This is a genomic window from Vibrio sp. IB15, assembly GCF_016406055.1.
Lineage (GTDB): Bacteria > Pseudomonadota > Gammaproteobacteria > Enterobacterales > Vibrionaceae > Vibrio > Vibrio chagasii.
In genome coordinates this window covers 52,852-67,767 of the sequence record NZ_JAEFCE010000016.1, presented here as the reverse complement: position 1 = coordinate 67,767, position 14,916 = coordinate 52,852, and the positions used below count along the sequence as shown (strand labels likewise).

At 45.8% G+C, this 14,916-nt stretch carries 15 protein-coding genes; 5 read left to right on the top strand and 10 right to left on the bottom strand.

Going from position 1 to position 14,916, the window contains the following annotated elements:
- The first annotated feature begins 3 nt into the window (after window positions 1-3).
- The 4 genes from JC606_RS08270 (at window position 4) to JC606_RS08255 (ending at window position 2,011) form a co-directional block, all read left to right on the top strand.
- Window positions 4-609, top strand: a complete 606-nt coding sequence (locus tag JC606_RS08270; RefSeq protein ID WP_137408292.1) for a chalcone isomerase family protein — start codon at window positions 4-6, stop codon at window positions 607-609.
- Window positions 606-1,148: a DUF3833 domain-containing protein gene (locus tag JC606_RS08265; RefSeq protein ID WP_198778413.1), complete on the top strand. Its 543-nt coding sequence runs from the start codon at window positions 606-608 to the stop codon at window positions 1,146-1,148. Before JC606_RS08270 ends, JC606_RS08265 begins: the two co-directional genes overlap by 4 nt.
- A gap of 228 nt (window positions 1,149-1,376) precedes the next feature.
- Window positions 1,377-1,640: a DNA polymerase III subunit epsilon gene (locus JC606_RS08260; protein ID WP_171761880.1), complete on the top strand. Its 264-nt coding sequence runs from the start codon at window positions 1,377-1,379 to the stop codon at window positions 1,638-1,640.
- Between the two features lie 131 nt (window positions 1,641-1,771).
- The gene (locus JC606_RS08255) at window positions 1,772-2,011 is read left to right on the top strand and encodes an RNA recognition motif domain-containing protein (protein WP_004736983.1); all 240 of its coding nucleotides are present in this window, start codon (window positions 1,772-1,774) and stop codon (window positions 2,009-2,011) included.
- A gap of 131 nt (window positions 2,012-2,142) precedes the next feature.
- Here the strand turns inward: JC606_RS08255 and JC606_RS08250 are convergent, their stop codons facing one another.
- The 5 genes from JC606_RS08250 to JC606_RS08230 form a co-directional block, all read right to left on the bottom strand.
- Complete coding sequence (locus JC606_RS08250) at window positions 2,143-2,487, bottom strand: ribosome recycling factor family protein (protein WP_061032887.1); 345 nt, start codon at window positions 2,485-2,487, stop codon at window positions 2,143-2,145.
- Between the two features lie 154 nt (window positions 2,488-2,641).
- The gene (locus tag JC606_RS08245) at window positions 2,642-3,829 is read right to left on the bottom strand and encodes a MalY/PatB family protein (RefSeq protein WP_198778412.1); all 1,188 of its coding nucleotides are present in this window, start codon (window positions 3,827-3,829) and stop codon (window positions 2,642-2,644) included.
- Window positions 3,830-3,951: 122 nt separating this feature from the next.
- Window positions 3,952-4,419, bottom strand: a complete 468-nt coding sequence (locus JC606_RS08240; protein WP_198778411.1) for an OsmC family protein — start codon at window positions 4,417-4,419, stop codon at window positions 3,952-3,954.
- 9 nt (window positions 4,420-4,428) lie between these two features.
- On the bottom strand, window positions 4,429-4,821 hold the full coding sequence (locus JC606_RS08235) for a GFA family protein (protein ID WP_198778410.1): 393 nt from the start codon (window positions 4,819-4,821) through the stop codon (window positions 4,429-4,431).
- Between the two features lie 100 nt (window positions 4,822-4,921).
- On the bottom strand, window positions 4,922-5,854 hold the full coding sequence (locus tag JC606_RS08230) for a LysR family transcriptional regulator (RefSeq protein ID WP_198778409.1): 933 nt from the start codon (window positions 5,852-5,854) through the stop codon (window positions 4,922-4,924).
- A gap of 122 nt (window positions 5,855-5,976) precedes the next feature.
- Here JC606_RS08230 and JC606_RS08225 point away from each other — a divergent pair, with 122 nt between their 5' ends.
- Window positions 5,977-7,065 carry an alkene reductase gene (locus tag JC606_RS08225; RefSeq protein WP_198778408.1) on the top strand — a complete coding sequence of 363 codons (1,089 nt, stop codon included), beginning with the start codon at window positions 5,977-5,979 and terminating at the stop codon, window positions 7,063-7,065.
- A 297-nt stretch (window positions 7,066-7,362) separates the two neighbouring features.
- Here the strand turns inward: JC606_RS08225 and rlmJ are convergent, their stop codons facing one another.
- The 5 genes from rlmJ to JC606_RS08200 all read right to left on the bottom strand — a co-directional run bounded on the left by rlmJ (window position 7,363) and on the right by JC606_RS08200 (window position 14,791).
- Window positions 7,363-8,229 carry a 23S rRNA (adenine(2030)-N(6))-methyltransferase RlmJ gene (gene rlmJ, locus JC606_RS08220; protein WP_198778407.1) on the bottom strand — a complete coding sequence of 289 codons (867 nt, stop codon included), beginning with the start codon at window positions 8,227-8,229 and terminating at the stop codon, window positions 7,363-7,365.
- A gap of 202 nt (window positions 8,230-8,431) precedes the next feature.
- The gene (gene secF / locus JC606_RS08215; protein WP_198778406.1) at window positions 8,432-9,370 is read right to left on the bottom strand and encodes a protein translocase subunit SecF; all 939 of its coding nucleotides are present in this window, start codon (window positions 9,368-9,370) and stop codon (window positions 8,432-8,434) included.
- 2 nt (window positions 9,371-9,372) lie between these two features.
- Window positions 9,373-11,172 carry a protein translocase subunit SecD gene (gene secD / locus JC606_RS08210; protein WP_198778405.1) on the bottom strand — a complete coding sequence of 600 codons (1,800 nt, stop codon included), beginning with the start codon at window positions 11,170-11,172 and terminating at the stop codon, window positions 9,373-9,375.
- A 161-nt stretch (window positions 11,173-11,333) separates the two neighbouring features.
- Window positions 11,334-11,798 (bottom strand): hypothetical protein, encoded by a 465-nt coding sequence (locus JC606_RS08205; protein ID WP_063524822.1) that lies wholly within the window; start codon window positions 11,796-11,798, stop codon window positions 11,334-11,336.
- Window positions 11,799-12,013: 215 nt separating this feature from the next.
- Window positions 12,014-14,791 (bottom strand): insulinase family protein, encoded by a 2,778-nt coding sequence (locus tag JC606_RS08200; protein ID WP_198778404.1) that lies wholly within the window; start codon window positions 14,789-14,791, stop codon window positions 12,014-12,016.
- Window positions 14,792-14,916: the final 125 nt, after the last annotated feature.

Below are 14,916 nucleotides of genomic sequence, written 5' to 3'. Positions count from 1 at the left end.
CTTATGGCTTACTCACTCAAACGGACACAGGCGCTCCACTCAGAGAGCACTGAGAGTGGCGCGTGTGCCCAATCTAACACTCAAACGGCTGTAAACAATCAGTACATGAAAGCAAATTTAGGGGCCTTCACCCTCTCTCTATTAATCGCAGCAATGCTGTTTGCTGGTCAAGCTCGCGCCTCTGCTGTCGACGATTTAAATAAGCGCGGACAAGGGGAAATGAATTACCTATTTTGGACCCTCTACTCTGCTGAATTCTACACCGCACCTTCGAGTTCAGAACGCGCTTTGAAAATAGAGTACTACCGCGCGATAGACAGTAAGGACCTAGTCGAAGCAACCGAGGATCAGTGGAACAAGCTCGGCTACCCTAACAGCAACATCGAGCGCTGGTTGAAGCCACTCTATTCAATGTGGCCAAATGTAGAAGCTGGAAGCACACTGACGATTCGTGTTGAAGAAGACAACGTGAGCCGTTTTTACTTCGATGAGCAACCTATCGGTGTCATTCAAGACAAACAATTTGGCGATGCCTTCCTTGCTATCTGGCTCTCTGAAAACACCTCCGAACCAGGCCTACGCAAACAACTATTAGGTTTGAATAAATGAATCCAAAAACAACAATAATCAAATTTGCTCTAGCAATACTGTCTCTTAGTTGGCTAACAGGCTGCGGCTCTGCCAGCCTTGATAATCACGTCGACACAACACCAGAGCTCAAACTTGAGACCTTCTTCAATGGCGAGTTAATGGCTTACGGTATGGTACTCGACCGCTCCGGCAACTTGCTACGACGCTTTGATGCCAAACTGATCGCTACGTGGGAAGGCAACAACGGTGAAATCAAAGAGTGGTTCTCATTTGCCGATGGTGAACGCTCAACCCGAATTTGGAACCTGATAAAAACCGGCGACAACACTTACTCAGGCACTGCTAACGATGTGGTAGGAACCGCTTATGGTGAAACTCAAGGCTCTGCTCTGTACTGGGAATACGACCTAGAAATTGAAGTCGATGGCAGTACCTATGAAGTCACACTAGATGATTGGATGTTCTTGATGGACGAAACGCGATTATTCAACAAGACCGAAATGTCCAAGTTCGGCTTTAAGGTCGGAGAGGTCATCCTGTACATCGAAAAGATTTAGACAACTCGCCCTTCAATTCAATCTGAATCACCCGCTTTAGAATCCAGCCCACTACGACGCGTTGTGGGCTGTTTCGTATAATCCCTCAAATAGCGTGCCTACATGCTCCCCCGCTGTGCTAAGATGCGCCACCAGCGTGCAAATGGCCGATACCTCATACTCGGTGAGTAACCATTTGTTTCGCCCCGTGTAGACTCCCTACCAGATAAATTTAAAAGGCTTTAAAGTATGAGCAAGTTAACCTCAGCGGAGCGTAAAGCTCGCGACAACGAACGTTTCTCACAACGCGTAAACGAGCGCAGAGAAAAAGGTGAAGACGTAGTTGCTTACGCGTTAACCAACAAAAAAGCCGTTAAATTCCTGACAAAGTCAGAGAAGAAACGTCTCAATGAGATGAAAACTGCTCGCCAAGAAGAACTTCGTCAGAAAGAACAAGAAGAGCTGAACCGAATCGAAGACGCCTTCACCATCAAACAGTTCGACGACGAATAATCACGACAAACAACTCAAAGTGCAGCCGCAGATCTTGGCTACCCAAGCAAATGAGATCTTAAATTATTTTGTAAGGGTGACCTTCAAAATGTGCGACAATGCGCGACGTAAATTCATATTCAAGGTTCATTATGAAACTTCTAGTTCGTAACCTATCTCGCTCAACAACAGAGCAAGACATCCGTGTACTATTTTCTGAGTTCGGTTCAGTAAAAGCATGCAACCTAGTATTAGACCAAGAAACTGGCTACTCAAAAGGTTTTGCTTTCGTTGAAATGCCAGAGCAAGAAGAAGCGAAAACTGCACTAGACAAGCTGCACATGACCAAGCTTGGCAAAAACACGATTCGTGTAAAAGTCGCTAACTCTTAATTCGACTTTAACGCTCTCACTGGTTTCACAGAAACTCAGATGATAAAGCCCGTAACGATATCGCGCTGAAATAACGCCATATCGTTACGGGCTTTTTGCTGCTCAGTACTTTTCAAGCGCTCACCACTTATCTATAACCCTTCATAATCATCAATGGCTCGTCGTGCTTCGGCCATAGAACACCCAGACTCCATCACCAATTGAGCAACTGTCATAGAAGGAGTTGCGGCTAACAGCGACGCCAAACACACCACAGGTTTAGGCAGTACCTTGTCTATGGCGACTGTTATCCAACCGTCTTTTTCATGAGTTAACAAAGCTTTGAATTCGATCAGTTGATGCTCTTGAGCCACCAATAGCCAGTTACGGGAGCGACGAACTCGCTTCAACTGACATCCACACTCAGCAGCGTTTGCCATTACTTGGCTCTTATCACTCACACGATGTACAAAACTATTCAGTGGGACGCTAAACATAACTCTCTGCCAATCAATCTCTATAATCATTCTGCGCTGTCTAGAGCAGCTTGCTGAAACCGTGAGTAGGATTACACAGACACAAAAAAACCGCCAGTTATGCACTAAGCCGACTCGCGGTTATTCGATTTGAAATGGCAATATCGTGTAAAAACTAGCGTTCAGCTTGCTCTGCACTATTAAGCGCGTCTGCCAGTGCCTCAAACGATTTTTCAATATTGTCGCGAGACGTCGCAATGTTCATTCGCATGAAATGATAGCTCTCAACGCCAAACCATCCGCCCGGAGTTAACCCCATCCCCGCCTGCTCAAACACGGTATTTTTAAGCTTCTCTTTAGAAAAACCTAACGCAGAAAAATCAAACCATACCTGATAAGTACCTTGTGGCTGGAACACTTTCAATTGAGGGATGCGCTTCTCTGCAAACTCAGTAATCCACTTAACCGTCTCCTGTAAGTACACCAACATGCCATCTAGCCACTCTTCCCCCTTTTCAAAAGCAGGAATGGTCGCAAATGTCGTCAAAGCGTTACCGTGGTCAAGGTGCATCGCCGCTACGTTAGCTTTAAACGCTTCAAATAGCGCTTCATTATTGGTGTACACATAGCCATTGGAGATGCTGTGCATGCCAAAGGTTTTCGCCGGAGAACCAATCAAGGCAATGACTTTGTCGTAATCAAAGCTGGTTAAGCTCGTAAATGCGTGACCTTCAAAAATAATGTCGGAATGAACTTCGTCGCTGATGATCAGCACATCATGGCGCTTGGCGATTTCGATGACGTGTTCAATTTCTTTAGGTGTCCACACGCGCCCAGTCGGGTTATGCGGATTACAGAAAATCATCGTCTTCACTTGCTGTTCGATGATCTGCTGCTCCATACCATCGAAATCAATCTGATAGCTCTGCCCGCCATTGATCAACGGGCTATTCACGACCTGACGACCTGCTTTATTCACCAAATTTGCAAACTGGTGGTAAGCCGGCGTATGAATAAACACACCATCACCTTCGTTGGTGAATTGGCGCAGTAACAAGGCAATACCAGAGAGCACACCCGGCACCTGCACAAATTTGTCCGCTGAAAGGTTCAAACCATGACGCTTTGCATACCATTTTGAGAGGGTTTCAAACACCGCCTGCTCATGAAACTCATAAGAGTACACGCCGCGTTCGACCAAGCGATTCAGCTCTTGAGTGATGGGTTCCGCTATCTGAAAATCCATATCGGCAACCCAATATGGGAATACATCTGTGGTGTTATACATATTCATAAGCATCTGCGGTTTACTTTTAATAAACGCATTATCACCGTAGTTCGATGCACTGTTAAACGCTGTCATGGAGGAGTCCTCAAATAGTGTGTTCGGTCTTTTTGCAATCAACGAAATTGCATGAATACCCTTAAGACGATAGCGAGATAAAAATGACGAAGCATTTAAAGAAATCTTGTGATTGTTTTAAATTAATCTCGCATCTCGACCACAATCTCAGTCTTGACCGAGTTCGCAATGAAACAGTTTTTGTGCGCCAAGTGATGCAGTTTGTCGAGCTGCTTGGCGGTAGGATTTTTGGTACCTAAAAACACAATCTTAGGGCGCAGAGTCACCTTAGTCACAGATGAACGACCTGATTCATCTTCTTCCAGCACACCGACGGCATCATCGACATAAGAGTCGATCACGTACTTCTGTTTAGCTGCAATGCCCAAAAACGTCAGCATATGACAACTGGCAATCGCCGCAATAAAGGCTTCTTCGGGATCAACATTTTCAGCCACCGAAAGTGGCAATGGCACCACATGAGGTGATGACGACGCAGGGACAATAACGCCACCGTCGAACTCCCACGTATGCCCGCGACTGTATTGGTTATCGCTAAAAGCCTCATCTTCGCCTTTCTGCCAACGAATCAGGGCACCATAATCAGACATGTTTTCTCCTTAGCGATCCGCAGGGTGGTTCACACCATCGTTAGTCAACACATCACCAATATCGAAAGGGTTCACTCCTTCCAAACAACCAATATTGAACCCATATTCATTTGGGCTAGAGCGACGTTGATGGTGGGTATAGATACCGCAGTTCGAACAGAAGTAGTGCTTCGCGGTGTTGGTATTGAATTGATATAACTTGAGATGCTCTGCACCTTTGAGGATCTTGATTCCATCCAAGGCAACAGAGCCAACAATCGCCCCTTTACGACGACAGATCGAGCAATCACAACGGCGTGGCTTTTCGATTCCGTTAGGTAGGCTGAGCTCGAACTCCACCGCACCGCAGTGGCAGGTCGCTTTATGAAATGGTTTGATCACCGTGTTGCCAACTATTTTCATTGTTCTCTCCAGTAACATCCATATATTGCTCACATCATAACCAGTTCAACCAGTTCTGTCCGTAGTCCCGTTTTCAGTTCGAGAGTTTTGTCATATCGCGTTAATTAATTGATTTATCTGTCAAACGACCAAAATTATCGATTAGAAAGTCCAAGAACAGTCGAATTCGCTTAGGTTGATACTTCTTGCTGATGTACACAACATTCAAGTCGGCGCTCGATACAGAGGTCGAGGTATTGAAGTTTTTCATATAGCCGTTGAGCAAAGTGACAAGGCGTTGGTTGTTGATGTCGTCCTGCACATCCAACACCGATTTAAGTGCGATACCCTCGCCTTTTAATGCCCAGTAGCGAATAACTTCACCGTCGTCTGAGAATCGCTTTGGCAAAACAGTAATCGACTTCTTCATATCGTGATCTTGGAAGTGCCATGTTTTCAGCTCTTCATTGCTGCGTAGCATTGCCAAGCAGTCATGGTCTGCTAAGTCTTGAGGCGTTAACGGCGTTCCATGCTTGGCAAGGTATTCGGGAGAAGCACACAGCACACGTCGGCTCGGGGATAAACGTCTTGATATCAAACTGCTGTCGACCAACTCTCCGTAGCGAATCACCACATCCATGCCCGACTCTGCAATATTCGACAGGTTATCGTTCAAATACAGGTAAGGGATCACGTCAGGATATTGCTGACAGAACTCAGAGAGAATCGGAAGAATGTACTGCTTGCCGATATCTTTGGGAGCTGCGATTTTTAAAGGGCCTTTGACCTCTTTGACGCCATTTTGAATCAGGTTTTCAGCTTCGCTAACGTTATCCAATATCTCCAAACACGCCTTGTGATACAGCTCGCCAGAGTCGGTCAAAGACACATGTCGAGTACTTCGATTCAACAGCTTCACACCATATCGTTCTTCAAGTGCCTGAAGCCTTGCCGTCATGGTCGCAGGTGATAAGCCTAGCTCTCGCCCTGCTGCTGCCAACCCTTGGTGTTTCACGATACTGACGAACATCGCCATGTCTGAAAACTTATCCATGCTACTTCTTCCTCGCCACACTGCTCACCCCAACCGAATAATTAATTCGCATTTTAGCTAATTATCAAAATTAATCGAATAAATATAATGATCCCTATCAGCCGAAAATAGGAATTCTCAACATGACTAAATTATTCAACAAGACGCAATTAAAAGAGTTAGACCTACAAAATCGTGTGGTGATGGCACCCATGACCCGAGCTCGAAGCAGCCAACCGGGCAATGTACCCAACGACATGATGGCGACCTATTACCAACAACGTGCTAGCGCTGGGCTTATCATCACTGAAGCGACACAGATCTCTGATGACTCTCAAGGCTACTCATTCACTCCCGGCGTTTATACCGATGCACAAATCGAAGGTTGGAAGTCAGTAACCAAAGCAGCCAAAGAACAAGGCGCTGCAATATTCTGTCAGCTCTGGCATGTCGGCCGCGTGTCTCACCCTACCTTTCAAAAAGGCGAACTGCCGATAGCACCGTCAGCTTTGGCTCCAATAGAAACTCAGGTGTGGATTGCTGATGAGAATGGCAACGGCAACATGGTCGATTGCATCCAACCAAGAGAGATGACCCAAGCAGACATCGATCGAGTGGTTCAAGATTTTGCGAACGCAGCAAAGAAAGCCATCGAAGCAGGCTTTAATGGTGTCGAGATCCACGGTGGCAATGGCTACCTGATTGACCAGTTTCTAAGAACCAACTCGAACAAGCGCAACGACAACTATGGTGGAAGCCGTGAGAACAGACTTCGCTTCCTGGTTGAAGTGGTTGATGCTGTTATTGCAGAGATAGGTGCCGATAAAGTAGGCGTGCGCTTGGCGCCATTCATCACCTTTAAAGACATGAACTGCCCAGACATAGTGCCAACAATTTTGGAGGCTTCGAGAGCGCTGCAAGCTCGTGATATTGCTTATCTACACTTGTCAGAAGCCGACTGGGATGATGCACCGGTTATCCCTGAAAGCTTCCGAATTGAGCTAAGAGAGTTATTCTCCAACACTATCATCGTTGCAGGCAGCTACACACCACAACGCGCGGAAGAAGTATTAAGCAAAGGCTACGCGGATCTCGTCGCATTTGGTCGCCCATTCGTAGCAAATCCAGATCTCGTATCACGCCTACAAAACGGCAATGAATTAGCACAGCTCGATGGCACGACTCTATTCGGCGGCAACGAAAAGGGCTATATCGATTATCCAGCGTTGTAGTGGGTTTTGAAGTGATAGTGCTGCCTTGAGTTTTACGACAGGCAAAAGAAAGGCTCGCGTGACTAGTGCGAGCCTAATGCAGTTTAGGGGGTAAACCACAATCTGATATTAATTTGGGCTAATTATTTAACTTATGAGCCATTATGCACTTACGCGCACTGATATTCCATTTTTAAATGATTCACGGCAATTAATCAATCGATAAAAGTTAGCGTTTGGTCAACTTAAACCACATAAATAACAATGATTTAGTGAGCGGTGTCTACTAATTCATCAGAAAGCCCATACAAAGCAAATTTATAGACTTTTCATTTGCCAATAGCCTTCACCATTGGTTGCGAGCTGACTATGTAAATAATCGAGCGTGTCAGCAACCGTCCCTGCAATGCCTTGTGGTGGGTTAAATAATAGTAAGCCACTACCAATAAGGCGGTCATCCCCTTTCGGATTGCGCAGTCGTAATTCCGACTTTATCGGACTTGGCAACAAGCCATCTGTCACAGCTGTCACACAGTGGTCCAATATTAGAGAGCTTCGATCATCGGTGTATAACGGATACCAAATTAACGCAGAGACTCTCTCTGACTGCTGATAGGCCTTAACCAAAGCATCAATCACCGCGAGATATTCGGAATCCGTTTCGTAAGGTGGATCGATCACAATCAGGTGGTGGCTATCATGTTTCGCGACATCGTCAGGCAGTGCTTTAAGCCCATCGCCCGCAGTAATGGTCAGCTTGCTAGAGACATCCCGATCGCGTTGCAACTTCTCAATATTGGTTTGCAGTAAATCGGCTTCATCTTGCTGAATATCGGAGAAATAGAAACTATCTTGGCTGCGACCTTGTTGATAGGTAATCGCCGCCGAGCCGGGATACAGCGTGATAAGTTGATTCGGATTGTAGTATTCCAGCACCGACATAAAAGATGCGAATGACTCAGGAAGGTAGGCCTTGTTTCGCCAAAGGTACCCAACCCCTTCTGCAAATTCGCCTGCGTGATTACTTGGTGCCGTGGTTAGGTCATAACACCCTGTACCTGAGTGAGTGTCGATAACATTGAGGCGCGAATGCTGCTGCATTAATAACTGAACCAGAGCACTTAATACAGGGTGCTTCAGTGCATCACCGTGGTCGCCTACGTGACATTGATGTCGATATTCCATTCCCTTGCCTCATTTCTACTAACGTCATATAAACATACTTCATATCATTAGTGCTTGCCTGCTCAACCCGTCGTTTTTTGAAATAGGCTCTCTTTTCTCTAACTAATTGACTCTTAAATAAAATAAAGCCCTTCGTTCGGTTAAAAACGAAGGGCTAAAGTAAACTCACTTACTGAGTTGCAGCATTATCAAAATAGATAACTTAAGGGTACTCACCCTCAACTTCTACAGGCGGTTTCACTTGATAGTGACAAGGCTGTAAGCCAAGTAACTTCGGAAGGGTGATACCGACCGAGATTGAAGACCATGTACCACTCGCAATGCCGACAACCAATGCAATCGCAAAACCTTGTAGCGCTGCGCCACCAAGCAACCAAAGTGCAGATACCGTCAACAACGTCGTACCGGAAGTCACCATAGTACGAGAGAACGTCGCTTTGACTGATTCGTTAAGCAGGTTGTCAGTATCACCGTTAGGGTTGCCACGCAGCATCTCACGAACACGGTCAGCAATGATGATTGAGTCATTCAGTGAATAGCCCAGAATCGCTAATACCGCCGCCAGCACCGTTAAGTTGAACTCAAACTGAGTCAAAGCGAATAAGCCGAAGATAATCGTCACATCGTAAATGATCGCAGCCAGAGCGCCTAGAGCTAAACGCCACTCAAATCGTACGCTTAGGTAAAGCATGATCATTAAGAAACATACCAATACCGCCAAGCCACCTTGGTCAACCATGTCTTGACCGACTTGAGGGCCTACCACACTGCTGTTAAGCACTTTCACTTGGTCACTCACCGATGCCAAGGCATCAACTAGGCTTGTTTGCGATGCTTCCGTCAATTGACTGTAACGAATGGTCCAGCGGTCTTGTTCTGCCATACCTACCACTTGCACGTCTTGTTGGAAAGCGGCATCAAGCTCGGTTTTAAGCGCGTCTTTGGTCACTTGGTCAGAGAGCTGAACCTCAGCAACCACACCACCTGTAAAGTCCAAGCCCCAGTTAAACCCTTTCACGGCCACCAGCATTACTGAGCTCATGAACAGCACGATAGAGATTACCGACATCACCTTACGCAGAAGAGTCATATTACTGTCTGAAAAATAGCGGTCTGACACAGTCATTTTTGAAGTACTCATGCTTAAATCCTTACATCGTGGCGTTGGTCACGCCCCCAAACCAAATTGATGATCGCTCGTGAAGCAAAAATGCCCGTAAACATACTGGTTAGAAGACCTAAGCCCAGTGTCAAAGCAAAGCCTTGAATCGGCCCATTACCAATGGTGTAAAGAGCGACAGCGACAATCATGGTGGTGAAGTTAGCATCGAAGATTGACGAGAACGCGCTATCGAAACCACGATCGATAGAGCTAGCGAAGCTGCGCCCTTCTTTCATTTTGTCTCGAATACGTTCGAAGATAAGTACGTTGGTATCCACCGCCATACCAACGGTTAATACCAAGCCAGCAATACCCGGCAGTGTTAATACCGCACCCGGTAGCAATGCGATCAGACCAAACAGCGTTACCATGTTAACGATAAGCGCACCATTCGCGACCCAACCAAGACGGCGATACCATAGCGCCATAAACGTTAGAGTAAGACCAAGGCCAAGTGCCAGTGCAGCAAAGCCGTTAGTCACGTTTTCTGCGCCCAAAGATGGACCAATGGTACGCTCTTCAATGATAGTGACTGGCGCCGTTAGTGAACCTGCACGAAGCAATAGAGCAAGCTCTTGCGCTTCAGCCATGCTGCCTGCACCTGTAATTCTGAAGCGGCTACCCAATTGAGATTGGATGTTCGCAACGCTGATCACTTCACTGGTTTTCTCGCTGTTACCGGCTCTGTCGCGGCTATACTCGCTGTACACTGTCGCCATTGGCTTACCGATATTATGACGAGAGAACTCAGACATGTTCTTACCACCCGCAGAATCTAAGGTGATGTTTACTTCCGCGCTGCCCATTTCACCAATGCCACTGCGTGCATCAATAATGTGTTCACCAGTTAGTACTGCTTTGCGAGCAACAACCACACGGTTGCCATCGGTATCTTTTAGCGTTTGAGTGTTGCGCGTTGGGTTGTCGTAAACCGAGTAGAACGCCAATGATGCTGTGGCACCAATCACGTCTTTTGCAGCTGCAGGATCTTGTACCCCCGGTAATTCGATACGGATACGGCTTTCGCCTTGGCGCTGAATTGAAGCTTCGGTGATACCTAGCTCTTCAATACGGCTGCGCATGATTTGTAGGTTTTGTTGAACCGTTAGGTTGCGAAGCGTGCGTTGTTCATCTTCAGATTGCGTTAGAGTCAGCTTTTTGTCTGAGCTGTCACGTAGCCATTGCGGGAACTCTTCACGAATAAGCTTCTGCGCCTTTTCAAAATCCGCATCGGTACGGAAATTAAATTCCACTTTGTCGTTTACAACTTTACCGCGGGCATAACGCACTTGGCTGGTGATCTCGTCCACCACGGCTTGCGCTTGCGCGTGGTAAACCGGTTCCATGTCTACTTCGAGTAAGAACTGCACACCACCACGTAAATCCAGGCCTAGCTGAATCGGTGCAAAGCCCATGTCAGTCAGCCATTTTGGTGCCGCTGGCTCCATTGCTAGCGCGACGGTTGCAGTATCAAGCAGACGCTCATTCAGCACTTCTTTGGCTTTTGCTTGCTGCTCGGCATCTTCTAAGATCACCACTAAACGCTTGTCTTTCTGATAAGCCGATTTAGCTTGGATGCCTTCGCTTGCAAGGTATTGAGTGACCTGAGTCGCGTCGATGGTTTGCTCAGAGCGATTGTTAATTTGAACCGAAGCATCTTCACCATACCACGACGGCAAAGCGCTCAGAATCATGAGGATAATGGTGGTAATAAGTACCACGTATTTCCACTTAGAGTAGTGGTTGATTTGTTTTCTTGGAATGCGTTTTTTCACAGTCAAGATCTCTTATTTTAACTAAGTTTTGCGAACGCGAATGATGGCTAACCCCAACCAGACCAAACTGATTGAACGGCAGCAGAGTGCATTCGCGAATTGTTTTGGGGATTGGCTAAAACAACGGACACAGGGGATCGTCGATGCGACCAATCAGGGGCAAAGGATTAGCTAAGAAGTTCTCGAAAGTGGGAATATTGGATGTTGCCCTCTTTCCACCCCGATAAACGGGAAGGCGGAGAGCTGACAATACTGGTCCAGTGCTGTTTGAGGTCCAACATAGGGGTTGTCGCTAACAGCGAAGCCAGTAAAGAAGGGGGAGAGAAGTCAATCAGCAAGTGATAAGCAGGCTCAAGGTCAGGCGCGCTTTCTTGCTCATTGGTTGATATACGTCGGTAAGTGGTCGCTTGAAGGCTAGATTCAGTATCGTGATAATTGGATCTGTCACCTACTGACGAAGCGCCTACTTGAACTTTATCGCACTCCAAATAGGCCGATGGGTCATCAATGGCAGCGTTCTGACACTGTTTTTGCGCGAAAGATTGCTGTTGAGCAGTCTCGATTTGAAACGGCTTAGAAGGAAACGAATAGCCGTTAGAATTCACTAAGCCAAAGCTCAGTAAAAACAACATTAAGACTAATCGGGTACCCAGTTTAAGCAATCTAATATCCAAACAATATTCTCGTAGATCGCCAATCTACAACACAAATGAAACGCTGTCTTGATTTAAAACATTTTTTTAGAAAATGATTCAATGCAACCGATTAAGCTTTGATGCTTCTAAAAAAAGAAAAAGCCAAGCAACTAGGCTTGGCTTTCCATTACGTATGCGTCCAACGCTGATCGTTATGACGCTTTAGGTCGCATGATGTTCTTAACCTTACGGCTATTCTCGCCAAACAGGTGATGGAGCAGAGTATTCATGTCTTCAACCGATATTGATTTAACGACTCGGTCAACATCAGCCAAGGCTTCCACTCCATACCCATACAATAGATAACGAGACACAAACCACGCCTGATCGATAGAACTTGCCTCTAGTGGCGCGAAGTCAGCTTCAAACTGTTTTACTATCGAATGCAGTTCGTCTTCAGAAATACCTTGTAGGAGGTCTGAGATCACTCTATCAATCGCCATTTCAACAGTATCTACGTTCTCCGGCGCGATCATTGCTCCGATTACCCACTCATGAATCGGTTCACCATCATTCGAAGCCGTATAAGCATAAGGTGAATAATCTAAACTCAACTCTTCACGAACATAAGAGTCTAAACGAGATGCGACTAAACGTTGCAATAAGTCTTCCATGAAGACATCTTTTGCAGTCCAGCCTCCACTTTCTATTGTCGTCGGCTCTGGAATCACTCGTAAGATATATTCCGCACTATTTACGTTGTTGATCGCGACATCAATACGTGGTTTCGCTGGTTGCTTGTACTCCACTTTGAAATCTGGCACCGTCCCCGCTTGCAATGGAATTGAAGCTAAGTACTTACGAACTAGAGGTTTCAACTCACTTGGGTCGATATCACCAACGACCACCAACTGGTTGTGTCTTAGTTGACCAAACAGTTGTTGATGAACAGCACGGACATCTTCAACAGAAACCGCTTTAACACGCTCTTTATTTACGAATAGATGGCGGCTTCCCGAGCGATAAATATTTTGATTGATCGCTTGTTCAAATTGACCAACAGGCGTACTTAGGAAGGACTCTTTATCTTGCACTAGCTGTTGCTTCACAGCTTCAAGCTGATCAGAATTCACTTTAGGAGACACCATGAAGGTATATAGCGCAGCAAACGCGTCACTCATCCCATCTTTTTCGATATTAAACTCAATGCCATGTCGCGTCGAAGAAATAAAAGAATCGACTAAAATCCCTTCACGATCAAAGTAGGCTTTCAGCTCAGATCCCGTAAAGTCACCAGCACCACTTCGAGCAATAACAGGTAGTGTCACATTTGCAGCTGCGTATAAATCCGGCTCCAACGCCGCTTTACCGCCAAGACTCACGTACATTATTCCAACATCGTCTTTCGCGTATGAATCACGTAGGTACCACATGTCGATACCATTACTTAAAGTCCACTTTTGAATATTTGGATCGGCGTACATTTGCTCTACCAATTCAACCTCGCCGGGTACGGCAGGCGAAGCAAATGCACTGGCTGTTGCCGTTACGAATGTCTGTGTACCCTGCTGACTATAAGAAGCTTTTAATCCATCTAGAGAAGCCAGAACCGCTGTGCGATCCTCATTGTCATCCATGCCGACAATCAAAAAGTAATCACTCGAAAGGACTTCTTTGATATTTTTATTAATCGCTTCAAGGCTTAAATTAGCAAGAAAGGCTTCCATGCTGGCCTGATAGTCTTTTTGAGATTGAACAATATCGCCAGACAGTAATGCGTTCACTTTATCGTTCACGTGATCCACACTGTCCCTTTTATCCCAGTCGTGCTCAATATCATCCAGTGAGTCTTGATAATAATGGAGCTCACTCGCAATTTCTCCTTCAGAAACACCGTAATCACGTAACGACGTTAAAGTAGAAACCAACGCTTTCTGAACCGCATCACGGCTGCCTGCTGGGAAGCCAACACTTGTCGATGAATAAAGCAGAGCACCCAACCTGATGTTATCTGACGTTATCCATTGCGTCGGTAGCGCTGCATCATTAAAGTCTGCCTCTAAACGCTGCTGAATAAGAATCTGAGTGGTTTCATCCAACCAACGCTGATGTTGTTGAGCGTGGGTTTCAACAGTGTTTAAACCTCGGTTAAACGTCAAAGAAATACTCGGAGCTTCTCTGCCAGCATATTCAATGTAGTCACCTTCATTGAACGAAGTCGTATTCTGCTTTTGTGGCTTTGACGTTTTACCGCGCTCCCAGCTCGAAAATTTCTCTTCAATCAGTGGGATCAGTGTTTTAAGGTCCACATCACCAGAGACCACTAGCTCAACGATTTGAGGTTGATACCAAGTTTGGTAGAAGTCGGTAAGCCCTTCCGACGTGGCAGCCATAACCGAAGCTTTAGTTCCTAACGCATCTTGCGATTCGTAAGGGCTGCCTTCGAATAGGTAATCAACATATTTCTCGGGGAATGACTTATCATCGAGACGAGCCATACGAAACTCACCAAGAATCACTCCCTTTTCTTTTTCAACTTCCGAACTAGAGAGATCGAGGCCATCGCCAACGTCACGCATCCAAGTCAATGCTTGCTCTAATTGGAGGTTATCTGGCAAATCTAATTCATACACCGTATCTTCATAGGAAGTATAGGCATTGATGTCCGCACCAAAGCTGGAGCCAGCTTCTTCAAATAGACGAATCACATCGTTTTGAGAGAAGTTCTTGCTGCCATTAAATGCCATATGCTCGACAAAGTGAGCATAGCCTTCTTGTTGAGGTGTTTCTTGAATGGAGCCCGCGTGCACAACTAAACGCACAGATACCGATGCTTCATGATCAGGATAAACATGGTAAGTAAAACCATTATCCAGTTGAGCAGATGTCCAGGCAGGATCTGGTTGAATTAAAGTTTCATTGGTTTTTGATGTAGAACTGCAACCAACCAGGGCAAAGCATATTGCCGTCGCTAAATAATATGTCTTCATAACAACCTCTTAATGTCATTCACTGACAATATACAGATTGAGTTAATGATTATTATTTAATATTGAACCAAATGAGTTTAGTTGTGATCTAGATCGTCATCTTATAAATTACAATAACACATGTA